This window comes from Nitrospirillum goiasense (genome assembly GCF_034427435.1).
Taxonomy (GTDB): Bacteria; Pseudomonadota; Alphaproteobacteria; order Azospirillales; family Azospirillaceae; genus Nitrospirillum.
On the sequence record NZ_JAXQNP010000002.1, the window covers coordinates 322,208 to 344,781 of the forward strand.

The 22,574-nt window shown below is 68.4% G+C and carries 20 protein-coding genes; 9 read left to right on the forward strand and 11 right to left on the reverse strand.

Annotated elements, in window-relative coordinates:
* Positions 1 to 16: 16 nt before the first annotated feature.
* From ULB03_RS03845 to rocD, 3 genes are all read right to left on the reverse strand, one after another.
* A complete protein-coding gene (locus ULB03_RS03845; RefSeq protein ID WP_322481966.1) occupies positions 17 to 505 on the reverse strand; it encodes an Lrp/AsnC family transcriptional regulator in 489 nt (162 codons plus the stop codon).
* Positions 506 to 714: 209 nt separating this feature from the next.
* Positions 715 to 1,620, reverse strand: a complete 906-nt coding sequence (locus ULB03_RS03850) for a dimethylarginine dimethylaminohydrolase family protein (RefSeq protein WP_322481967.1) — start codon at positions 1,618 to 1,620, stop codon at positions 715 to 717.
* Between the two features lie 37 nt (positions 1,621 to 1,657).
* Entirely contained in the window at positions 1,658 to 2,896 is a 1,239-nt protein-coding gene (gene rocD, locus ULB03_RS03855; RefSeq protein WP_322481968.1) for an ornithine--oxo-acid transaminase, read from the reverse strand.
* A 318-nt stretch (positions 2,897 to 3,214) separates the two neighbouring features.
* Between rocD and gpmI the strand changes: the two genes are divergently transcribed.
* The 4 genes from gpmI (at position 3,215) to ULB03_RS03875 (ending at position 8,991) form a co-directional block, all read left to right on the forward strand.
* Positions 3,215 to 4,792 carry a 2,3-bisphosphoglycerate-independent phosphoglycerate mutase gene (gene gpmI, locus ULB03_RS03860; protein WP_322481969.1) on the forward strand — a complete coding sequence of 526 codons (1,578 nt, stop codon included), beginning with the start codon at positions 3,215 to 3,217 and terminating at the stop codon, positions 4,790 to 4,792.
* Positions 4,793 to 5,004: 212 nt separating this feature from the next.
* Positions 5,005 to 6,144 carry a murein hydrolase activator EnvC family protein gene (locus ULB03_RS03865; RefSeq protein WP_322481970.1) on the forward strand — a complete coding sequence of 380 codons (1,140 nt, stop codon included), beginning with the start codon at positions 5,005 to 5,007 and terminating at the stop codon, positions 6,142 to 6,144.
* A gap of 1 nt (position 6,145) precedes the next feature.
* A complete protein-coding gene (locus tag ULB03_RS03870) occupies positions 6,146 to 7,624 on the forward strand; it encodes a S41 family peptidase (protein WP_322481971.1) in 1,479 nt (492 codons plus the stop codon).
* A gap of 35 nt (positions 7,625 to 7,659) precedes the next feature.
* A complete protein-coding gene (locus tag ULB03_RS03875) occupies positions 7,660 to 8,991 on the forward strand; it encodes a divergent polysaccharide deacetylase family protein (RefSeq protein ID WP_322481972.1) in 1,332 nt (443 codons plus the stop codon).
* Here ULB03_RS03875 and ULB03_RS03880 read toward each other — a convergent pair.
* Together ULB03_RS03880 and ULB03_RS03885 are read right to left on the reverse strand one after the other, a co-directional pair.
* Complete coding sequence (locus ULB03_RS03880; protein ID WP_322481973.1) at positions 8,969 to 9,295, reverse strand: type II toxin-antitoxin system RelE/ParE family toxin; 327 nt, start codon at positions 9,293 to 9,295, stop codon at positions 8,969 to 8,971. The genes ULB03_RS03875 and ULB03_RS03880 overlap by 23 nt on opposite strands.
* The gene (locus tag ULB03_RS03885) at positions 9,292 to 9,567 is read right to left on the reverse strand and encodes a ribbon-helix-helix domain-containing protein (RefSeq protein ID WP_322481974.1); all 276 of its coding nucleotides are present in this window, start codon (positions 9,565 to 9,567) and stop codon (positions 9,292 to 9,294) included. The genes ULB03_RS03880 and ULB03_RS03885 overlap by 4 nt, the downstream gene beginning before the upstream one ends.
* Positions 9,568 to 9,779: 212 nt before the next feature.
* Here ULB03_RS03885 and ULB03_RS03890 point away from each other — a divergent pair, with 212 nt between their 5' ends.
* Complete coding sequence (locus ULB03_RS03890; RefSeq protein WP_322481975.1) at positions 9,780 to 10,361, forward strand: DJ-1/PfpI family protein; 582 nt, start codon at positions 9,780 to 9,782, stop codon at positions 10,359 to 10,361.
* A gap of 241 nt (positions 10,362 to 10,602) precedes the next feature.
* Here the strand turns inward: ULB03_RS03890 and ULB03_RS03895 are convergent, their stop codons facing one another.
* Both ULB03_RS03895 and phaR read right to left on the reverse strand, forming a co-directional pair.
* Positions 10,603 to 11,625: an NADP-dependent oxidoreductase gene (locus ULB03_RS03895; protein ID WP_322481976.1), complete on the reverse strand. Its 1,023-nt coding sequence runs from the start codon at positions 11,623 to 11,625 to the stop codon at positions 10,603 to 10,605.
* A gap of 404 nt (positions 11,626 to 12,029) precedes the next feature.
* A complete protein-coding gene (phaR, locus tag ULB03_RS03900; protein ID WP_322481977.1) occupies positions 12,030 to 12,644 on the reverse strand; it encodes a polyhydroxyalkanoate synthesis repressor PhaR in 615 nt (204 codons plus the stop codon).
* A 583-nt stretch (positions 12,645 to 13,227) separates the two neighbouring features.
* Here phaR and ULB03_RS03905 point away from each other — a divergent pair.
* On the forward strand, positions 13,228 to 14,403 hold the full coding sequence (locus ULB03_RS03905) for an alpha/beta fold hydrolase (RefSeq protein WP_322481978.1): 1,176 nt from the start codon (positions 13,228 to 13,230) through the stop codon (positions 14,401 to 14,403).
* Here the strand turns inward: ULB03_RS03905 and ULB03_RS03910 are convergent.
* Both ULB03_RS03910 and ULB03_RS03915 read right to left on the reverse strand, forming a co-directional pair.
* Positions 14,385 to 15,023, reverse strand: coding sequence for a glutathione S-transferase family protein (locus ULB03_RS03910; RefSeq protein WP_322481979.1), 639 nt, complete (start codon positions 15,021 to 15,023; stop codon positions 14,385 to 14,387). The genes ULB03_RS03905 and ULB03_RS03910 overlap by 19 nt on opposite strands.
* Positions 15,024 to 15,074: 51 nt before the next feature.
* Complete coding sequence (locus tag ULB03_RS03915; protein ID WP_322481980.1) at positions 15,075 to 15,494, reverse strand: HIT domain-containing protein; 420 nt, start codon at positions 15,492 to 15,494, stop codon at positions 15,075 to 15,077.
* Positions 15,495 to 15,917: 423 nt separating this feature from the next.
* Between ULB03_RS03915 and ULB03_RS03920 the strand changes: the two genes are divergently transcribed.
* From ULB03_RS03920 to ULB03_RS03930, 3 genes are all read left to right on the forward strand, one after another.
* On the forward strand, positions 15,918 to 18,509 hold the full coding sequence (locus tag ULB03_RS03920) for a glycosyltransferase (protein ID WP_322481981.1): 2,592 nt from the start codon (positions 15,918 to 15,920) through the stop codon (positions 18,507 to 18,509).
* Positions 18,510 to 18,732: 223 nt separating this feature from the next.
* Complete coding sequence (locus ULB03_RS03925; protein ID WP_322481982.1) at positions 18,733 to 19,233, forward strand: nuclear transport factor 2 family protein; 501 nt, start codon at positions 18,733 to 18,735, stop codon at positions 19,231 to 19,233.
* A gap of 234 nt (positions 19,234 to 19,467) precedes the next feature.
* Positions 19,468 to 20,856: a glycoside hydrolase family 27 protein gene (locus ULB03_RS03930; RefSeq protein WP_322481983.1), complete on the forward strand. Its 1,389-nt coding sequence runs from the start codon at positions 19,468 to 19,470 to the stop codon at positions 20,854 to 20,856.
* 27 nt (positions 20,857 to 20,883) lie between these two features.
* Here the strand turns inward: ULB03_RS03930 and ULB03_RS03935 are convergent, their stop codons facing one another.
* Together ULB03_RS03935 and ULB03_RS03940 are read right to left on the reverse strand one after the other, a co-directional pair.
* Complete coding sequence (locus tag ULB03_RS03935) at positions 20,884 to 21,669, reverse strand: protein tyrosine phosphatase family protein (RefSeq protein WP_322481984.1); 786 nt, start codon at positions 21,667 to 21,669, stop codon at positions 20,884 to 20,886.
* A gap of 185 nt (positions 21,670 to 21,854) precedes the next feature.
* Positions 21,855 to 22,313: a hypothetical protein gene (locus ULB03_RS03940; RefSeq protein ID WP_322481985.1), complete on the reverse strand. Its 459-nt coding sequence runs from the start codon at positions 22,311 to 22,313 to the stop codon at positions 21,855 to 21,857.
* Positions 22,314 to 22,574 lie beyond the last annotated feature (261 nt).

Consider the following 22,574-nt stretch of genomic DNA (forward strand, 5'->3'; position numbering starts at 1 on the left):
GACGCTGAATGAAGCCTCAGGCTTCTTCCTCCTCGAACACCGGGTAGGTCCCGAAGTCGCGGATGGGGCGAAGGACGACGTTGCTGACGACGCGGGCGACGCCCATCTCGGAATCGTCGATCCAGCTGTCGGTCAGTTCCTGGTAGGTCTCCAAATCGCGGCAGACCAGCTTGGCGATGTAGTCGTAAGGGCCGCTGACCTCGAAGCACTCGATGACCTCGGGCACCTCGCGCAGGCGGCGCTCGAAGGCGCTGGTGCGCTGGCGGCCTTGTTTTTCCAGGGAGATTTGGGCCAGGACGAAGACGCAAGACTGGATGCGGCGCACATCCACCTGGGCCTGGTAGCGCACGATGATGCCCTCACGCTCCAGCCGGCGCACCCGCTCCAGGCAAGGGCGGGCGGACAGGCCCACCCGTTCCGACAGGGCCTGGTTGGTGATGCGGCCATCGGCCTGCAATTCCGTCAGGATCTTGATGTCGATGGTGTCGAGCTTGCGCGGCTTCAAGGCAGGGTCCGGAAAGGCCGAGGCGAGGACGCCAGCTTAAGCGCCCTCGCCTCCGCCCCCAAAGGCTTTACTAAACCACCGGCATGAAAAGCTCATGCCGGTGTAGGCCCCGACCGGGGCCGCCGGAGCTTTCCGGGGAGCGATAGCGGACTGGAAAGCGAGGACTAGGCAAGCGGCCGGATGGCCGCGCCCGCCGTTTGAGGGCAGCCTTACACCGACACCCGGTCGAGTTTGAGGATCAGGCAGAAGGCCGAACCGCCGGACAGGCCGAAGTCGCTGACCGGCGTCTCATGCACGCGGTAGCCGCGCTCCGTCAGCATACCGCGCAGGGCCGGGCTGGCGGTGGCCAGCACGATGTCGCGTCCCAGGTTCACGGCATTGACGGCCAGGGTGCAGGCGTCGGGCTCCGGCGCCACGATCAGGTTCTCGGCGCCGAAGCGCTCCAGGATGCGGGCGTTGCCCTCGGCGGAGAAGGCGCCGGGGAAGTACAGCACCTCGCCCCCCGTCAGGGGGCAGAGGCAGGTGTCCATGTGATAGAAACGCGGGTCCACCAGTTCCAGCGCCTCGACCTCCACACCGAACAGGTCACGCACCACCGGAGCGGCCGCCTTGTCGGAGCGCTGGCCATAGCCCAGCCAGAAGGTGCGGCGCACGGGGTCCCACACGCAGTCGCCCGCCCCCTCCAGCACCACGCCCGCCGGCATGTCATGCACCTCGGTCAGCAGGCCCCGGTCCTTCAGCGCGTCGAAGGTGCGGCGGAACACCGGCGTCTCGCCCTGGCGCTGGGGGTGGCGGAAGGTGGCGACCAGCGCCTTGCCGTCCAGCACCACGGCGGCGTTGGCGGTGAACACCATGTCGGGCAGGCCGGGCTGCGGCGCCGCGAATTCCAGTTCCACGCCCAGGCCGCGCAGGGTGGCCACCAGCCGTTCCCAACCGCTGGAGGAGCGGGCACCCAGCAGGGCCCCCTCCTCCTGCCAGCGATCCGGCCGCATCCAGGGATTGATGGCGTAGCTCACCTCGAAATGCTCGGGGGCGCACATCAGGATGCGGCCGCCGGGCAGGGCGTCGGTAGCGGCGGCGGCCAAGGGAGAGGAAGTCAGGCGGGTATCGGGCATGGGTGGGGTTCCCCGGATGTTGTTCGTGGTTTGGGTGTCAGGCGAAGACCGCCAGGGTCTCGGCCAGGCGGTCCACCGCCCAGTCCAGATCCTCCGGCGCGATCATCAGCGGCGGCGCCAGGCGCACCACCGTGTCGTGGGTTTCCTTGGACAGGACGCCGCGGCGCATCCACTCCTCCACCACCTGGCGGGCGGTGGCGCGGGCGGGATCGATCTCCAGCCCCACCCACAGGCCAAGGCCGCGAATGTCGCGGATGAGCGGGCTGTTCAGGCCGCGCAGGCGGTCCATGAGATGGGCGCCCAGCGCGGCGCTGCGCTGGACCAGCCCCTCCTCCTCGATCACCGCCAGGGCCTCCAGCCCCACGGCGGCGGCCAGCGGGTTGCCGCCGAAGGTGGAGCCGTGGCTGCCGGGATCGAACACGTCGATGACGTCGCGGCGGGCGACGAAGGCGGAAACGGGCAGAACGCCACCGCCCAGCGCCTTGCCCAGGCACAGGCCGTCGGGGACGATGCCCTCATGCTGGTGGGCGAACCAGCGGCCGGTGCGGCCAAGGCCGGACTGGATCTCATCCAGGATCATGAGGATGCCGGCGCGGTCACAGGCGGCCCGCACGCCCTTGAGATATCCCACCGGCGGCAGGACGATGCCGGCCTCCCCCTGGATGGGCTCCAGCAGCACGGCCGCCGTGTTGGGCCCGATGGCCGCCGTCAGGGCGTCCAGGTCGCCGAAGGGCACGACGCGGAAGCCGGGGGTGTAGGGGCCGAAGCCCTCGCGGTAGGCCTCTTCCGAGGAAAAGCTGATGATGGTGGTGGTGCGGCCGTGGAAATTGCCGCTGGCCACGATGATCTCCGCCTGGTTGGCGGGAATGCCGCGATGACGGTAGCCCCAGCGGCGGGCGGCCTTCACCGCCGTCTCCACCGCCTCCGCCCCGCTGTTCATGGGGCAAGCGCCGTCCAGCCCGGTCAGGGCGCACAGGCGTTCCAGGAAGGGGCCCAGCCGGTCGGTGTGGAACGCGCGGGAGACGACGGCCACCTTGGCCACCTGCTCGGTCAGCGCCTTGAGGATGCGGGGATGGGCGTGGCCGACATTGACGGCGGAATAGGCGCTCATCATGTCCAGGTAGCGGCGGCCGGCGTCATCGTGGATCCAGGCGCCCTGGGCGCGGGTGATGACCACGGGCAGCGGCTTGTAGGTGTGGGCGCACCAGCGGTCTTCCAGGGCGATGGCCCCGGGGGAAGCGATCCCGCCCATGTCGCCGTTCAGCCGCTGATCCATGATGTCCTCCACCTTGTCCCGGTCTCGTTACCCTGGATGGTGGCATGGGCGCGCCAGCCGAAACGGCCGAAGTTCGGGAGGCCGGCGACAGAAGCGGTGGCGGATGGTGCGCCCGGCATACCGTTTCTGTCCCCACCCCTTGCAGGCCGGACATAAGTAAGACGCGCGACGGCAGAACCCTGGGGGGCCTATAACGCTTTATCAGGTCGGAAATTCGGACGCGCCGCTTGCCATCGGGCGCGGAAATCCCGATTTTCCCAATACGTTCGCACCTCACCCCCCCAGGGCTACACCACCAGGATCAGGGAACAGACAGCCATGGCCGCCACCGACAAGACCAGCAAAGCCCCCCGCCCCGTGGTCCTGTGCATCATGGACGGCTGGGGCTATCGGGAAGAGGTGGCGGACAACGCCGTCGCCCAGGGCAACACCCCCAACTATGACCGCCTGTGGAAGGAGTGCCCGCACGGCCTGCTGTCCGCCAGCGAGGAGGATGTGGGCCTGCCCGCCGGCCAGATGGGCAATTCCGAGGTGGGGCACATGAATCTGGGCGCCGGCCGCGTCGTGTTCCAGGACCTGCCCATGATCGACCGCGCCATCGCCCAGGGCGAGTTCGAGACCAACGCGGCGCTGACCGCGTTCAAGGCCGCGCTGAAGAAGTCGGGCGGCACCGCCCATATCCTGGGCCTGGCCTCCCCCGGCGGCGTGCACAGCCACCAGGACCACATGGTCGCCCTGGCGCGGACCCTGGCCCAGGCCGGCATCCCCGTGGCCCTACACGCCTTCACCGACGGCCGCGACGTGCCGCCGCAGAGCGCCCTGGAACAGCTGGCCGCCATCGAGGCCGGGCTGAAAGGCGCCCCCGGCGCCAAAATCGCCACGGTGGACGGGCGCTATTACGCCATGGACCGCGACAAGCGCTGGGACCGGGTGGAGAAGGCCTATCGCGCCCTGGTGTCGGCTGAAGGCGAGACGGCGGCCAGCGCCGAGGCGGCGGTGAAGCAGAGCTATGACGCCGACAAGCATGACGAATTCATCCTGCCCACCGTCATCGGCGATTACGCCGGCATGAAGGACGGCGACGGCGTGCTGATGGCCAACTTCCGCGCCGACCGCGCCCGCGAGATCCTGTCCGCCCTGGTGGAGCCGGAGTTCAGCGGCTTCGACCGCGGCACGCCGGTGAAGTTCGCCGCGCAGCTGGGCATGGTGGAATATTCCTCCGCACTGGCCAAGGTGCTGCCCGCCATCTTCCCGCCCAAGGAAATCCGCCACACCCTGGGCGAGATCGTCTCGCAAAAGGGCCTGAAGCAGCTGCGCATCGCCGAGACGGAGAAGTATCCGCACGTCACCTTCTTCTTCAATGGCGGCGAGGAGAAGGTTTACGAAGGGGAGGAGCGCATCCTGGTCCCCTCGCCCAAGGTGGCCACCTATGACCTGCAGCCGGAGATGTCGGCCGATGAGCTGACGGACAAGCTGGTGGCGGCGGTGGACAGCGGCGCCTTCGACCTGGTGGTGGTGAACTACGCCAACCCCGACATGGTGGGCCATTCCGGCATCCTGGCCGCCGCGGTGAAGGCGGTGGAAGCGGTGGACCGCAGCATCGGCCGGCTGGAGGAAGCGGTGAAGCGCCAGGGCGGCGCCCTGCTGATCACCGCCGACCACGGCAATTGCGAGCTGATGAAGGACCCGGAGACGGGCGGCCCGCACACCGCCCACACCCTGGACCTGGTGCCCGCCATCCTGGTGAACGCGCCGGCCGACGTGGTGCGCCTGGAGCAGGGCAAGCTGGCCGATGTGGCGCCCACCCTGCTGGAACTGATGGCCCTGCCCCAGCCGGAGGAAATGACCGGCCATTCCCTGCTGGTGCGTGACGCCGCCCGCGCGGCGGCCGAGTGAGCGTGGCCCCCGGTAACCACCGCCCGTGACCGCACGCCCGTGACCGCCCCCAAGGCCCCCTTTACCTTGCTGCCCCTGGCGCTGGCTTTGCTGGTGCCGGGCGCGGCGGGGGCTGGGCAACACGCCCCGCCCGTGGTGCTGACGCCGGTCGCCCAGACGAGCCCCCCCAAGGCCAGTCCAAGCCGCAGGACCCCCAGCGCCAACTGGACAAGGTGGAAAAGGACCTGAAGGCCGACCAGGCGCGCAAGGCCGAGCTGGACGCCAAGAACGACGCGCTGGAGCGGGACCTGGCCGACCTGCGCGCCAAGTCGGTGGCGGTGGCGGAGGACCAGCGCCGGCAGGACGACGCCCTGCGCGCCGTGGAACAATCGCTGGCCGGCTTGGCCGCCAACGAGCAGGAGCAGATGGCCCGCATCGACGCCGACCGCGCGGCGTTGGCCGACCTGCTGGGCGCCCTGCAGCGGCTGTCCCGCCTGCCGCCGGAGGCCATGGTGGCCCGGCCGGAGGCGCCGGGCGAAATGGTCAAGAGCGCGCTGCTGCTGCGGGAGGCCATCCCCCAACTGAAGAAGCGGGCGGACGCGCTGGCGGCGCAGTTGCGGGAACTGGCGGCCCTGCGCCAGAAACTGGCGGACAAGCGCGCCCAGGCGCTGACCGCGAAAAAGGAGCTGGAAAAGCGCGAGGGCGAGTTGCGCGACCTGGTGTCGCGCCGCGAGGCCCTGTCGCAGGCCAACGACGCCGAACTGCAGGACGTGGCCGGCCACATGGCTGTGCTGACGGCCCAGGCCGGCGACCTGCGCGACCTCATGGAAAAGCTGGAGGCGGAGCGCAAGGCCGCCGCCGAGCGAGCCCGCCAGGCGGAGGCGCAGAAGCGCCAACAGGCGGAAGAGGCGCGGCAGAAAAAAGCGCAGGAGCGGCTGGCCGCCATGGGCCGCACGCCTAAGGACGTGCCCGGCGGCACGGCGCTGGGCGGCATGACCCTGCCCGTGGCCGGCCCCGTGTCACAGCGCTATGGCGAGCAGGACGCGGTGGGCACCACCAGCCGCGGCGTGCGCATCAGCGCCCGCGCCGGGTCCCCCGTCGTGGCGCCGTATGAAGGCTCGGTGGTTTTCGCCGGCCCCTTCAAGGGCTATGGCCTTATCTTGATCGTCGAGCACCCCAATGGGTATCATAGCCTGATCGCGGGATTGGGTCGGATCGATACGCGGGTGGGACAACGTGTGTTGACCGGCGAACCCATGGGCGCCATGGCCAGCGACGGAAGCCCCACATTGTACTTCGAGTTGCGGCGGGGTGGTCAGCCGATCAACCCCCTGCGCGGCTTTACGGGCACCGAGGGTAAAGGACAAGGGTGAGATGAAGAAACTGCTGACCTCCGTGGCCGTCGTGGCCCTGGTCTATCTGGCAAGCCCCCTGTCCCGGCCGCTGGACGCGAAGCCGCCGATCAAGGCGGAAACCTACAAGCAGCTGGAACTGTTCACCGAAGCGTTCGAGCGGGTGAAGTCCGACTATGTCGAGGAAGTGCCGGACGACCAGCTGGTCGAGGCCGCGATCAACGGCATGCTGGCGTCGCTGGACCCCCATTCCAACTTCATGAACAAGAAGAATTGGGAGGACATGCAGGTCCAGACCAAGGGTGAGTTCGGCGGCCTGGGCCTGGAGGTCACGGAAGAGAACGGCGTGGTCAAGGTGATCTCGCCCATCGACGACACGCCGGCCAGCCGCGCCGGCGTGCAGCCCGGCGACTACATCACCCACCTGAATGACGAAGCCATCGTGGGCCTGGGCCTGAACGAGGCGGTGGAGAAGATGCGTGGCGCCCCGGGCACCGACATCAAGGTCACCATCCACCGCAACAACGTGCCCCAGCCCCTGAACTTCACCCTGACCCGCGCCGTCATCAAGGTGCAGTCGGTGCGCTGGCGGGTGGAGGGCAAGGTCGGCTACATCCGCCTGTCCGGCTTCACCGAGCAGACCCAGTCCGGCTTGGACAAGGCCCTGGCCGGCATCCAGAAGGAGCTGGGCGACAAGGTCATCGGCTATGTGCTGGACCTGCGCAACAACCCCGGTGGCCTGCTGGACCAGGCCATCTCGGTCAGCGACACCTTCCTGGAGCGGGGGGAGATCGTCTCCACCCGTGGCCGCCGCCCCGACCAGGGCGAGCGCTACAACGCCAAGCCGGGCGACGCCATCCATGGCCTGCCCCTGGTGGTGCTGATCAACGGCGGCTCCGCCTCCGCCTCGGAAATCGTGGCCGGCGCGCTGCAGGACCATAAGCGCGCCATCCTCATGGGCACGCAGAGCTTCGGCAAGGGCTCGGTCCAGACCATCATGCCCATGCCCGGCGGCAACGCCATGAAGCTGACCACGGCGCGCTATTACACGCCGTCCGGCCGGTCCATCCAGCAGCTGGGCATCACCCCGGACATCGAGGTGCAGCAGGCCAAGGTGGAGGAGGTGGGCACGCCCGCCGGCATCATCCGCCGGCGCGAGGCCGACCTGCCGCACGCCCTGCGCAACACCGACCCGGGCGCCAAGCAGCCGGCCAAGCCGGGCGATGACGCCAAGGACAAGACCTCGGACGGCAAGACGCCAGATGGCAAGACGCCGGACGCGAAGGCCCCGGACAACAAGGGTGCGGGCGCCGACAAGGCCAAGGTCGATTCCAAGACGCAGGACCCGAAGGCGGGCACCAAGGGCCAGGACGCGCCGGGCGGCACCGCGGTGCCGCCGGCCGCCAACGGCGATGCCACGCCCCAGGATTACCAGCTGACGCGCGCCCTGGATCTGCTGCGCGGCCTGTCGCTGTTGCAGCAGTCCAAGGCCACGAACTGACCACAACAACGCCCTAGCCAACCGACGGGGACCCCTTGGCCGCCCTACCCAGCCGCCTGAAGAGCCTTGTGTCGCGCAAGGCCAAGCCTTCGAAGGCGGCAAAGAAGACGAAACGCGGGAAGGGCGGCGATAACGACGCCTTCGAGGCGCTGCTGGCCGATGCGGACGAGGATGCGTCCGCTGACGTGCTGGCGGCGCGCTTGGGCGTGCCCAAGCGCACGGGCCGCGGTGCCGGGACCGGCAAGGTGGGCGGCAAGGCGCGCGCCACGGGCGACAAGCCCAGGCGGCGCCTGAACCTGTTCGCCGTGGCCGTGGCCCTGACCGTGCTGGTCGTGGCGGGCACGGTCGCCTGGCTGGCCGCCACCGGTGAGGAGACGGCCGCCGCCCGACGCAAGGCGGCCACCCTGCCCGACATCGCCGTCACCTTGCCGGAGGGCGGCGCCCGGCCGGTGGAGGCCCCCGCCCCAGCAGCCAACGGGGCAGCCAACGGGGCAGCGGACGGGGCTGACGCGAAAGCCGCCGCCGCCGCGCATGAACCCGACCCCATGGACATGGCGGTGAAGCTGGCGCCCAGCCACAACGACGACCTGTTGGAAAAGACGCGGGCGGGCTATCTGCCGCGCATGCCGGCCAAGGGCCCGGCCCCCTGGCAGGCCTACAGCCGGCCCTTCCCCCAGGATGACAAGCGTCCGCGCATCGCGCTGGTGATGGCGGACCTGGGCTGGTCGCCCAGCGCCCTGGAAAAGGTGCTGGCGCGCATGCCCGCCGCCGTCACCCTGGCCTTCGCCGCCGGTGCGCCGAACCTGCAGAAGGCGATGGACCAGGCGCGCGGCGATGGGCACGAGGTGCTGCTGCAGGTTCCCATGGAGCCGCAGGACTTCCCCCGCAACGATCCCGGCCCCGGCACCCTGCTGACCAGCCTGCCGGATGAGAAGAACGTCGACCGGCTGGAAACGGCCATGGCCAGCGCCACCGGCTATGTCGGCCTGACCAACCTGACCGGAACCAAGTTCCTGGCCAGCCATGACAGCCTGCAAACCGTGCTGCGCCAGGTGCAACGCCGGGGCCTGATCTACGTCGACAGCTGGCCCACCCCGGCCAGCCAGGCCACCCGCATCGCCACCGAGCTGGGCCTGCCCCGCGCCGTGTCGGACGTGCAGGTGGACCGGGCCCCGTCCGACGCCGGCGTCGCCGCCCAGTTGGCGGAACTGGAGCGCCTGGCCAAGCTCAACGGCGTCGCCGTGGGCTACGCCCAGCCCTACCCCGTGACCCTGGAGGCCATCGCCCGCTGGGCCGTGGGCCTGCGCGACCGGGGCATCGTCCTGGCGCCGGTCACGGCGGTGGTCAACCGCCAGGCGGATCGGTGAACAGCGCGGGCAAGTCCCGTCGGCCATCAATGACACGGACGATGTCCACACGTTCAATGGGCCCATCGTTTGTGTCGGGATACGTCTCGAAAAGAATCAGATACGGCCCTTCCACAAGCACGCGTGCGCTGGGGCGGATGTCTGGGCGGCGCACACCCATGCGAGGGAATACCGCGAGCCTTCCGATGCGGACACCGAGGGCACGAAGAATTCGGGTCGCCGCCACAGGGTTATCGATCGCAATCGATGACCAAATCTCTTCCAAGTCGCGGGCGACAGCGGGCGATTGGTAGATGGGGATCATTCGGCGCCAGTCTTGCCTCGGCGCGCTTGGGCGGCGGCAATCGATCGCTCAATATCAAAGGGCTCCGCGGCGCCGCTGGCCTTGCCCTCATCCCAAAGCTGACGCAAGCGTCGAACGTCCTGCTGCCGTAGTTCACGCTTGAACTGCCAATCACGAACAGCTTCCCGGATGATTTCACTGGTTGTCGCGTATTCGCCAGCTTCGACAGCCGTCCGCAAGGCGGCGACTTGCTCCACCGTGAGGGCGACGCTGACTTTTTGAACCTCGGCCATCCTGCACCTCCTGCTATCAGGTGCCAGTTATCCTACTTGGTGGCAAGACTGCCTACCAGGGCTAAGGTTAGCCCTCTATACATCATGCGTCGCCCAAGGCGCCTTAAGCTTCCGCGCACCGGCTATCTCAACACCTACCTCCTCAAGGCCATAGGCGTTCCCGCGTTCACCCGGCATCCTGGTGCCCCCCGCCCACCATGAGGAAAAACCACATGAGCCCCAAACGCATCCTGATGATCGTCGGCGATTTCGCCGAGGACTATGAAACCATAGTGCCTTTCCAGGCCCTGTCCATGGTGGGCTACCAGGTCGACGCCGTGGCCCCGGGCAAGCGGCCGGGCGACAAAATCGCCACCGCCATCCATGATTTCGAGGGCCACCAGACTTATACCGAGAAGCGCGGGCACGACTTCACGCTGAACGCCGATTTTGAGAGCGTGAAGGCCGACGACTATGTGGCCCTGGTCATCCCCGGCGGCCGCGCGCCGGAATTCCTGCGCCTCGACGGCCGGGTGATCGCCCTGGTGAAGTCCTTCGCGGCGCAGGACAAGGCCATCGCCGCCGTCTGCCACGGCCCGCAGATCCTGGCCGCCGCCGGCGTGTTGTCCGGCCGCAAGGTTTCCGCCTACCCCGCCTGCCGGCCGGAGGTGACCCTGGCGGGGGGCGAGTATGCCGACATCCCGGTGGACGGCGCCGTCACCGACGGCAAGCTGGTGACCGCCCCCGCCTGGCCGGCCCACGCCGCCTGGCTGGCGCAATTGCTGAAGGTGCTGGGCGCGGAGATCAGGATTTAAGAAAGACGAAGCCCCCGCGCCGGGATCTCCGGGCGGGGGCTCGGTCTCAATCGACATATGGCGCCAACTCAACCCAGCGGCATGAGATCCCTTATGCCGCTGTAGGCCCCAAATGGGGCCGCCGGAACCTTTCGGGGAACGGAGTGGACTGAAAGGCGAGGAAGCCAAGGGCGCGGACGCGCCCGCCCGGCGCTTGAGGGGGCGTTTGAGCGGTCACGATCAAACGCCATGGCATTGGCCCTTACAGCTTCACCAGCGCCTTGCCCAGGTTCTTGCCCTGCAGCAGGCCCAGGAAGGCCGGCACGGCGTTCTCCAGGCCCTCGGTCACGTCCTCGCGATACCGCAACTGGCCGCTTTTCACCAGGGCGCCGACCTCTTCCAGGAAGGCGTCGTTGCGATGCCAGTGGTCGGAAACGATGAAGCCCTGCACGTGCAGGCGGCGGGTCAGGATGGTCGACAGCAGGGCCGGCACCCGGTCCGGGCCCTCCGGCAGCGCGGTGTCGTTCAGGTTGCCGATGCGGCCGCACAGCGGCACGCGGGCGAAGGTGTTCAACAGGTCGAACACCGCGTCGGCCACCCGGCCGCCGACATTGTCGAAATAAACGTCGACGCCATTGTCACAGGCCGCGGCCAGCGCTTCCTTGAAGTTGGGGGCCTTGTAGTCGACGCAGGCGTCGAAGCCCAGTTCATCCACCACGAAGGCGCACTTCTCCGCCCCGCCGGCGATGCCGACGGCGCGGGCGCCCTTCAGCTTGGCCAACTGGCCGACGACGGAGCCCACGGCGCCAGCGGCGGCGGAGACCACCACCGTCTCGCCCGGCTTGGGCTGGCCGATGTCGTTCAGGCCGACATAGGCGGTCAGGCCCGGCATGCCCAGCACGCCCAGCGCGGTCGTGACCGGCAGGCCGTCGGTGTCCAGCTTGTGCACCGACTTCGGCCCGGCCACGGCGTATTCCTGCCAGCCGGAGTTGGACAGCACCAGGTCGCCGGCCTGGAAGCCGGGGACATTGCTTTCCACAACCTCACCAATGGTGCCGCCCACCATCAGGCCGCCGACCTCGATGGGCGGGGTGTAGGACTTGGCGGCGCTCATGCGGGCGCGCATGTAGGGATCGAGAGAGAGCCACCGCGTCTTTAGCAGAATCTGGCCGGGGCCCGCCACGGGGATGGACGCTTGTTCCATCCCGAAGTTCTGTTCCGTCGGGAGCCCCTCGGGGCGCGAGGCCAGAACAATCCTGCGGTTCAGCGGCATGTCTTTCCTCATCTTCCTTCAGAAGGGCGACACCCCGCGGGTGGCCCCGTTCATTCGCGTGAGGGTGTGGCCCATGCGGGTCGGGCCAGCCAGAACCGCACGATCACACCACGAACCAGGGGCCGGGCTTTCAGACGACTGTGCACGTCAAGCAGCCGCCGACACCTTGGTCCTTCGTCCAGGGCGCAAACCTTAGCCCACGCCCCGGCGCGCGGTGAAATGCCGTTGGCGCAACCCCGCACCCCGCCGCCGGGCACCGGGCGGGCGCAATTTACGGCTGTTCATCGCCCCCGCGCCGGTATCGTCACCGTTGCCGCAGGCGCACAAAAAACCCCGGCCGCGCGGACGCGGGACCGGGGCTTTCTAACTTGGAGGAAGGACGGGAAGCCGACCCCTGCGGGGCCGGCGGTCACGCCTCAATCCGGCTTGCGGGTCAAACCCGTGAGGGAGACAAGCTGCTGCTGCAACTCGTCCAGCCGCTTCTGCAGCTCATCGAACTGCCCGCCGGTGGTGGCGGGCTTGGCCTTGGGCACCTCGCCGGTTTCGGCGCGGGCCGCATCGGCGCCGGCCAAGGGCGAGAACATGCGCATCGCCCGCTCGAACATGGCCATGTTCTGCTTGCCCACCTCCTCGAACGAGCCGAAGGGGAACATGCCGCCCAGGGTGTTCTGGAAGTAATCCCGCATTTTCTCGTGATTACGGGTGAACGACTGCATGCTGTATTCGAGGTACTTCGGCACCATCCACTGCATGTTGTCGCCGTACAGGCTGATCAACTGCCGCAGGAAACCGATGGGCAGCAGGTTCTGTCCGCCCTTGGACTCTTCTTCCACGATGATCTGGGTCAACACCGACCGGGTGATGTCGTCGCCCGACTTGGCGTCGTAGACGACGAAGTCGGTCCCGTCCTTCACCATCTGGCACAGATGGTCCAGGGTCACGTACGAACTGGTGGCGGTGTTGTAAAGACGCCGGTTGGCGTACTTCTTGATCGTGATCGGCGCGGGCTTGGGATCTTCTTTGTCGACCATAGGCGGCGTTTCCCGGCGATGTTTATCACCCGTTGCACGGGTGCACTGCACATAGCTAATCCATGCGGTGCGGCACGCGCAAGCATCCTGCCAAGGATCAATGCGTGGTATGACCTTCCGCCATCGCTTTGCCAGCCGGCGGCGGGGGTGTAGATTGGCGCCATGCCGCGCAAGCCCGAAGCCCCACCGCCCCCGCCCGGCGCCCCCGTCGAGGATGCCGCGGGACCCGCCTCAGCCTCCCAGGGCGAACCGCCCAGCCTGGACGCGCTGGCCCGGCGCTACCTGGACTTGTGGCAGGACCAGTGGGCCGCCATGTCCGCCGATCCGGACATGACCGACGCGTTCGCCCGCCTGGTACGGACGTTCGGCCAAGCCGCCTGGCCGGGCGGCGGCGGCGCGAATCCTGGGCCGGGCGCCTGGGCGGGCGCACCTTTCTTCACCCCCGCCACCTTCCCTTGGGGGCCTTATGCCAGCACGCAAAGCACCAACGGACCCAAGCCCGCGGGCGACCGACACGGCGGCGACGGCACCCCGGAGACGCCGCCAGGGCCCGCGGCCGCTGGCGGCGCACCTGACGGCGGCGATGACCGTCTTGCTGAACTCGCAGGCCGGATTGCCGCTCTTGAACGGCAGCTCGCCGATCTGGCGCAAGGAGTTGGAGCCGAGGTGCCGCCAACTGCGCGCCGACCTCGCCGGCGTCGACCCGGAAGCGCTGAGCGCGGCGGTTGAGCGCGAAACCCGCCGCCGACTCGACACCTTTCTGAGCGGCCTGGAGCGCTATCGCCGCAACCCCTATCAACGCGATGTCACCGACCCGCCACCGGTATGGACGGAGGGCAACAGCCGCCTGCTGGATTACAGCCTGCCCGGAGCCAAGGGGCCTGTGCTGCTGTTCGTGCCCTCGCTGGTCAACCGCGGTTATGTGCTGGACCTGTCGGCGCGCAAGAGCCTGGTGCGATGGCTGGCCCAGCAGGGTTTTCGTCCCCTGCTGCTGGATTGGGGCACAGTGGGGGTCACCGAACGGGGGTTCGGCCTCAGCGACTACGTCGCCGGCCGGCTGGCCCGCGCCGTGGACGCGACGCGCGACCTGATGGGCCAGGCCCCCGCGCTGGTGGGATATTGCATGGGCGGCACCCTGGCCGCCGCCGCCGCCGTGCTGCGGCCCGAGGCGCTGTCCGGCCTGGTGCTGCTGGCCGCCCCCTGGGATTTCCATGCCGACGACCGGGCCGCGGCGCTGCGCACCGCCGCCGTCCTGCCCCTGGTCGAGCCGGCGCTGACCTGGCTGGGCGAACTGCCGGTGGACATGATCCAGTTCCTGTTCGTCGGGCTGGACCCGCTGCTGGCGTTGCGCAAGTTCAGCCGCTACGCCCGCCTGGCCCCGGACAGCCAGGACGCCCAGGACTTCGTGGCGCTGGAGGATTGGCTGAACGACGGTGTGCCCCTGGCCGCAACCGTCGCGCGGGAATGCCTGGGCGGCTGGTATGGCCGCAACGACCCCGCCGAGGGGAACTGGCGGGTGGCGGGCCGGGCCATAACGCCGGGCGCCATCCGCCTGCCCACGCTGGCCATCATCCCCGCCCGCGACCGCATCGTGCCGCCGGGCGCCGCCCGTGCCCTGATCGACGCCATACCCGGCGGCGACCGCCTGGAGCCACCGCTGGGCCACATCGGCATGGTGGTCAGCGCCGGCGCGCCGGGCCAGGTGTGGGCGCCGCTGGCCGACTGGCTGCGGGCGCGTCTTCAGGCCCCGCGGTCATAGCGGTAGGGGCCGCCCTTCTCCACCGCCGCGCGGTAGGCCGGGCGGGACTGGATGCGGGCCAGGAAGTCCGCCAGGTGGGGAAAGCGCTCCGCCGCCTCCGGCGCCGTGAGGGCCGTCTCGATGGGGAAGCTCATCTGGATGTCGGCGGCGGTGAAGGTCTCCCCCAGGAACCAGGGGGCCTGGGCCAGTTCCGCGTTCATGTACCCCAGGTGGTTGGCCATCTCCGACGCGATGCGGGGCTGCAGGGGGGTGGCACCGTCGCCCAGGCGGCTGGTGTAGAGCTTCAACAGGATGGGCAGCATGGCGGAGCCCTCGGCGTAGTGCATCCAGTGGCTGAAGCGCGCCTGCGCGGCGCGGTCGCCCGCCGGCGGAGCCAGCCGGCCATTGCCGTGGGTGCGCACCAGATACTCGATGATGGCGCCCGATTCGGCCAACACCAGGCCCTCATCCTCGATCACCGGCGACTTGCCCAGGCGATGGATGACCTTCAGGGCCGGGGGGGCCAATTGCGTGGCCGGATCGCGCTCATACCGCACCACCTGGTAAGGCAGTTCCAGTTCCTCCAGGGCCCACAGCACGCGCTGCGACCGGGAATGGTTCAGGTGATGGACGATGATCATGGCGCGCTCTCCAGCAATTTCGGCTTTTCATTCGCGGTGGATACGGCCGGATCATAGACCCAGATCAGCCGCCAGCTTGGCGGCCAGCGCCCCAGCGCCATCGGGGCCATAAGCCTGCTCGAACCCCGAGCCCCAGACGGGCCCCGGCCAGGCGGCGTCGCCCCGCGTGCGGGCGACCACATGGACATGCAGTTGCGGCACCAGGTTGCCGATGGCGGCGACATTCAGCTTGTCCGGGCGGAACGCCACCTCCATGACGCGCGAGGCCTGGGCGATCTCCGCCATCAGTTGGACCTGGTCGGCCGTCTCCAGCCGGTGGATCTCGACGGCGCCGGCCCGGCGGGGAACCAGGATCAGCCAGGGCCAGCAGGCGTTGCGCGACAGCAGCACGCGGCTGAGCGGCAGGTCGCCCACGGCCACGGTGTCCGCGGCCAGGCGGGGATGCAGGGCGAAGTCGGCGGCGCTTGTCATGACCACAGGCATTCCGTTTAAGGCTGGACGCCGGATTCGGCGATGGACGGGCGCCCGCAATACCGCTGGACGCCGTCGTTGGGATGGCTATGTACTACTGTCCAACGCTGTCCGTCCAAGGAGTTCGGCCACGACAATGGCACACCGGATGGCGCCGCCGTGGGGGTGAAAATGGCGTGGGGGCCCGGCTTCCATAAAATTGCCCCATAGTCGTGTCATTGGATGGTTTCGCTTCCGTCACGGTGGGCGCCCACGGTGGGCGCCATGGTGGGGCCTTGGGGCTGGGAACCCGCCGGATAATTCACTAGTTTGCGGGTCCGCCCGTTCAGCCGTGCGCGTACCTATTCCTTTTTCATCGTCGTCCCATTCATCATCATTCCGTTCCAGGGGCAGGGGTCGTTCACAATGCGTAAGATTTTGAGGATGCAGAAATCCGCTTGGGCGGTCCTGCTTCTTCTCGTGCTGGGCAACATCGGCGCGTGGGCGATCGTCAACCGCCCGGCCAGCGAGCGCCCCTGGGCCGGCACCATCGCCGGCGTGGCCTTCGTGCCCTTCCAGGCCAATCAAAGCCCGCAGAATGGGGACAGCCCCACCGCCGATGACATCAAGCGCGACCTGGATGTGGTGGCGCCGCATGTGCAGTCCATCCGCACCTACCAGGTCGGCAACGGCATCGACCAGGTGGCGCCCATCGCGCTGGAGCGTTACCCCAACCTGACCATCACCCAGGGCGCCTGGCTGTCCAAGGACACCGCCGCCAATGAGGCGGAACTGGCCGGCCTGGTGCGCGTCGCCCGCGCCAACCCCAATGTGAAGCGGGTCATGGTCGGCAACGAGGTGCTGTTCCGTGACGACTTCAGCGTCGCCCAGCTGATCGACTACATCCAGCGGGTGAAGCGCCAGGTGAACGTGCCGGTGTCCACGGCCGAGCCGTCGTACGTCTGGCTGGACCACCCGGAACTGGCCGACGCCTGCGACTTCATCACCATCCACCTGCTGCCCTACTGGAACAAGGTGTCGGTGGACCGCGCGGTGGAGGACGCCATGGCGGCCTACCGCCAGGTGCAGGAGCGCTTCCCCAACAAGCACATCCTGATCGGCGAGACCGGCTGGCCGTCCGACGGCGCCTATCGCGGGGCGGCCGAGGCCGGCCTGGTGAACGAGGCCAAGTACATCCGCAGCTTCCTGAACATCGCCGGCCAGCAGCGCCTGGACTTCTACATCATGGAGGCCTTCGACCAGCCGTGGAAGCGCACGCTGGGCGGCACGGCGGAAACGGCCTGGGGCATCTGGGACGCCCACCGTCACCAGAAGTTCCCCATGGTGGGCGGCATCCTGGAGGTGCCGTCGTGGCGGGTGCTGTGCGCCATCGCCACCGCCCTGGCCTTCTTCCCCATGTTCTTCTTCGTGCTGGCCCGCGACGACCTGAAATGGCGCGGCCAGCTGTTCTACGGCTTCCTGATCCAGACGGTGGCCTCCGTCCTGGTGTGGACGGGCACCCAGGCCCTGACCGTGGGCATGGGCACCCTGTCCTTCACCGCCTTCATGGTGCTGATCTTCGCCCAGCTGATCCTGTTCGCCGTCATGCTGATCGACGGCCTGGAACTGACGGAGGTGGTGTGGACCCAGCGCTGGAAGCGGCGCTACACCCCGGTGCGCGAGCCGCTGGGCGACTACACGCCCAAGGTTTCCATCCATGTGCCCTGCTACAACGAGCCGGCGCACATGGTGATCGAAACCCTGGACGCCTTGGCGGCCATGGACTACCCCAACTTCGAAGTCCTGGTGATCGACAACAACACCAAGGACGAGGCGGTGTGGCGCCCGCTGGAGGAATACTGCGCCAAGCTGGGGCCGCGCTTCCGCTTCTTCCACCTGCCGCGCTGGCCCGGCTTCAAGGGCGGCGCCCTGAACTTCGGCCTGTCCGTCACCGCCCCGGATGTGGAGGTGGTGGGCGTCATCGACAGCGACTACCAGGTCACGCCCGACTGGCTGTCGGCCACCATCCCCTATTTCAAGCGGCCGGAGGTCGGCTTCGTCCAGTCGCCGCAGGACTACCGCGACTGGTCCGACGACGCCTTCAAGTCGATGATCAACTGGGAATACCAGGGCTTTTTCCACATCGGCATGATCCAGCGGAACGAGCGCAACGCCATCATCCAGCACGGCACCATGACCCTGGTGCGCAAGAGCGCGCTGGATGGTGTGGGCCGCTGGGCCGAGTGGTGCATCTGCGAGGATTCGGAGCTGGGCCTGCGCTTGTTCGAGGAGAAGCTGGAGGCGGTCTACATGCCCGACAGCTTCGGCCAGGGCCTGGTCCCCGACAGCTTCGCCGGCTACAAGACCCAGCGCTTCCGCTGGGCCTATGGCGCCGTGCAGATCCTGAAGCGCCATTGGCGCGAGATGATGCCGGGCGGCACCAAGCTGACGGCCGGCCAGAAGTACCACTTCATCACCGGCTGGCTGCCCTGGTTCGCCGACGCCGCCCACATGGGCTTCGTCATCGGCGGCATCGTCTGGTCGCTGGGCCTGCTGCTGCTGCCGCAGTGGATCGAGTTCCCGCCCACCGTTTTCATCCTGCCCACCCTCAGCGTCTTCTTCTTCAAGGTGCTGTGCGGCCTGTGGCTGTATGGGGAGCGGGTGAAGTGCCGCTTCATCGACAAGCTGGGGGCGGCCATCGCCGGCATGGCGCTGACCCACACCGTGGGCCGCGCCGTGTGGGTGGGCCTGTTCACCAGCGGCCGCCCCTTCGTGCGCACGCCGAAGTGCGAGGACCAGCCGGCCCTGATCCAGGGCTTCCTGCATGCGCGGGAGGAGGTGGCGTTGATGCTGGGCCTGTGGCTGGCCGCCGCCGCCATCGCCCTGCTGAAGGGTAGCGACAACCGGGACGCCTATGTCTGGGCCACCATGCTGGTCGTCCAGTCCTTCCCCTACATCGCCGCCCTGTTCCTCAGTACCCTCAACGCCCTGCCCAAGGGTGGCGGTGCGGAGGCCTCGACCGCGCCGGCGGAGTAAAGCCGGATCGCGATATGGTCTGTGACGGGGCGGTGGGGCAACCCACCGCCCCGTTCCATTTAGGAGCCCCAAACCCGTCCGGGCACAATTCCGTGACCGAACCGCCGATTCGCGCCCACAACAGCCCAGGCGCGCTATCCTGAACCCAGGTTCAACAATCGGTCGGCCGGCCCACGGGGGCCGCCAAAACAGGACCGGCCAGAAGGCCGGGGAACGGGAGGGAATGGTGAAGACGCAAACACTGTCGTCCCAAGCGCCGCAAACCGACGCGGCGGACGGTGACCTCGACCCTCAGGGCGACGCGGATGTCCAGGCCGTGCTGGCCGCCAACCGCCGCTTCTATCAAGCCGTCGCGGAACGCGATGTGGCGGGGATGGAGACGCTGTGGGCCCAGGACGGGGAGGTGCGCTGCGTCCATCCCGGCTGGCCGGCGCTGTCGGGCTGGGAACAGGTCATGCGCAGCTGGCGCGACCTGCTGGGCAACCCCCGGTCCCCGGACGTGCGCCATCAAGGCGCGCAGGCCATGGTCCACGGCGACATCGGCTGGGTGGTGTGCGAGGAGTTCGTGGCCAGCACCGCCCTGGTGGTCACCAACCTGTTCGCCCGGTCGGTGGGCGGCTGGCGCATGATCCATCACCAGGCGACGCCCATCTCCTCCATCGCCGCGTTCGAGGACGCCAGCGGCCATGAGGATCTGCACGGCCGGCCGCCTACCCTGCATTAGACCCTGAATGCCGCCCTCAGTCGCCGGGCGCCAGCATCCGCTGGCTTGGCTTCCTCCCTTTGCAGTCCGCTGACGCTCCCCGCAAAGGTCCGGCGGCCGCCGTCGCGGCCTAGGCGGCATGAGGCGACACCTCATGCCGCCGATATTAGTACGACAAATCAGGTTTTGGAGATTGCGGGGGCGCCGCTTTTCCGTACTGTTATCGCTAACAACACGGAAAACAGGGAGAGCCCCATGCGGCGTTGGCTGCGCATCGCACGTTTGTTACCGACCGTCCTGAGCGGAGTGCTGGCCGTTGGCACCGCCCTGGCCGCATCGCCCCCGGCCAGTTCGCCCGCCCCTACCCCGCCCATGGGGTGGAACAGCTGGGACGCCTACGGCTTCACCATCGACGAGGCCGACTTCAAGGCCAATGTCGGCGTTCTGGCGACGCTGAAGCCTTACGGCTGGACCTACGCCGTGGTGGATGAGGGGTGGTATATGGCCGACCCCTTCGGCAAGACCTTGGCGGAGCGGCAGTATCTCTTGGACGGCCACGGCCTGCTGGTTCCCGTGCCGGCGCGTTTCCCCACCGCCGCGGACGGCCAGGGCTTCAAGACGCTGGCCGACTGGGTGCATGCGCAGGGCCTGAAGTTCGGGCTGCACATCGTGCGCGGCATTCCCAAGCAGGCCGTCGAGCGGAACACGCCGGTGGCGGGATCGTCCTTCCATGCGGCCGACGTGGCGGACACCGCCGACACCTGCCCCTGGGACGACGGCAACTATGGGGTGCGCGACACGCCCGCCGGCCAGGCCTATTATGATTCGATGATGGCGCAATACGCGCGCTGGGGCCTGGACTTCCTGAAGGTCGACTGCATCGCCGACCACCCTTACAAGGCCAGTGAAATCCGGCAGATCAGCAGCGCCATCGCCAAGACGGGCAGGCCCATCGTGCTGAGCCTGTCGCCCGGCCCCACCAACCTGTCCCACGCGGCGGAGATCAGCCGCTACGGCCAGATGTGGCGCATCACCAACGATGTGTGGGACGGCTGGACCTTTCCCCATGAAAAGCCGGGCGATGATTTCCCCTACGGCGTGCGCGACCTGTTCGACCGCCTGCCCGGCTGGGCGCCGCACACGGGCCATGGCCGCTGGCCGGACGCCGATATGCTGCCCATCGGCACCCTGGCCCCCCATCCCGGCTGGGGTGAGCCCCGCGCCTCACGCCTGACGGCGGAGGAACAGCGCACGCTGATCACCCTGTGGGCCGTCGCCCGCTCGCCGCTGATCCTGGGCGCCAACCTGACCAAGCTGGACGACGCCACCCGCGCCCTGATCACCAACCGCGCGGTCATCGCGGTGGATCAGACGGCCAAGGACAGCCGGCCGGTGACGGACCTGCCCGCCGGCTTCGAAAACGCCCGCGTCTGGCTGGCCACGGGCGCCAAGGGCCAGCGCTACCTGGCGCTGTTCAACCTGGACGACAAGCCCGCGACGCTGTCGGCGCCGTGGGACAAGGTGGGCTTGGCCACCGGCCGCCATGCGGCCCGCGACCTGTGGGCGGGCAAGGCCCTGCCGCCGGCGGACAGCCTGGCCGTCACGCTGCCCGCACACGGCAGCGCCCTGTTCGAGGTGAAATGATCGAGAGGCGGGCCGCTGCGTCCGGGATTATTCCCGGCGCAGCACCTTGTCCGCCAGCACGCTGGCCCACCAGCGGGTCATGAAGGTCTTCTTGAAGGCCGGCGGGTCGTAGACATCGTCCACCCACTGGTAGAAGGCATCGACGGTCGGCTCGATGCCCTGCCCCTCGGCGTAGGCCAGGAAGGTCTCGAAGAAGTGGTCCAGGATGCCGGTCTTGGCATGCCGCAGGTGGCCATATTTGGGGCTGAGCTGGCCCAGTGCGGTCCGCAGGGGCACGCCCTCGTGCACGAACAGGTACAGCACGCTCATGAAGCCGACCCGGTCGGACCCGGCCTTGCAGTGCATCAGCACCGGGTACTGCGCGTCCCGCCAAATCTCCCGCGCCTGATGCAGGATGTGCTTCTTGGGCGCGTCGCGGGAATTGACGGGGAAATTGACCAGGGCCAGGCCCTGACGGGCGCAGGCCTCATCCTCCAGCACCCAGGAGCCGCAATTGTCACGCCGGCCGCGCAGGTTGATGACGGTGCGCACGCCCAGGCGGGCGGCCTGGGCGATGTGCCGGGGCGTCGGCTGGCTGGAGCGGTACAGCCGCGGGGAAATCTGGAACATGTTCTTGTAGATCATGCGGATGAACGCATGGTCCTTGAAGAAGCTGTTCAGGTAGCGCTTCACGCCGCTGATCCGTTGCGGTGACGCCCCGCCCGCGGGGGTGGGGGCCGCCGGGGAAGGGGTTGCCAAGGGGGTGGGCGGCGCCTCGGTTCCAGCCGCCGGCATCTTGTCCACCGTCACGGCCTGCAGCCGATAGTCCGTCATCGCGTGTACTGTCCCAAAAGCAAAGGCAGCCCAAGAAGCAAAGGCAGGAGCCCCCGCCTGGCCTGGCGTTCCGGTCGGCCAAGCATACGGCCCTTATATAGGGGGTTTATCTCGCGGGCGCGAGGGGGCATGCGCGCATGGGCGCTTAGACCGCAGCCCGGCACATCCTGGGGAAAGGCGGAGCCTCAGCGCGCGGCAGGGCGGACGTAGGCGGCGTCCAGCCGGTCCAGCCGGTCGAAGAAGGGGGCGACCACCGACCGATCCTCCTTGGTTTCCCGTTCCAAGGCGGCGCGGTCATGTTCCGTCCACCGCACCAGGGTCGCCATCTCCTGGCGGTCGAAGGCGCTGAGGGTGGAGGTGGAGGCCAGCTTCTGCGCCGTCGCCCCTTTTTCCACCGGCTCCTCCGCCGCGCGGGCCGCCTGGCGGGCGGCCAGCACCCGCTGCGTCATCTGTCGCCAGTGCCGCTCGTCAAAGCCGTATTTGGACAGCAGGGCTTGCGCCTCGGACCCGGGGTGGGCCAGCAGGACGAACGCCGGTTGCCCGTCGTTCGGCGTGGACGCGACCAAAGCCTCCGCCGCTGTCACGTAACGGCCGACCTCATCGGTGTCCAAACGCTCATGCGCCAGCATCGGCGCGGATACCATCAGAACCACTAACGCGGCTGCGAAACGCATCGTTTGCCCCCAAACGTTCGCGCGCCAAATGTGATCGTTTCTTATAATGGGCACGCAACGGCATTTCCAGGGGAAAGCCGTCAGGCGAAGAGTAGAAATAAAGAATTGTGGCACGGGCATGGCGGCGCACCCCGCAAACCCTGCCGGGGACAAACTCTTACGGAGGGCGCGCAAGGACAGGCCTGCGGCGCGACCGCGCATGCCCCTTGAATGATGTCAAGACGTGCCCTA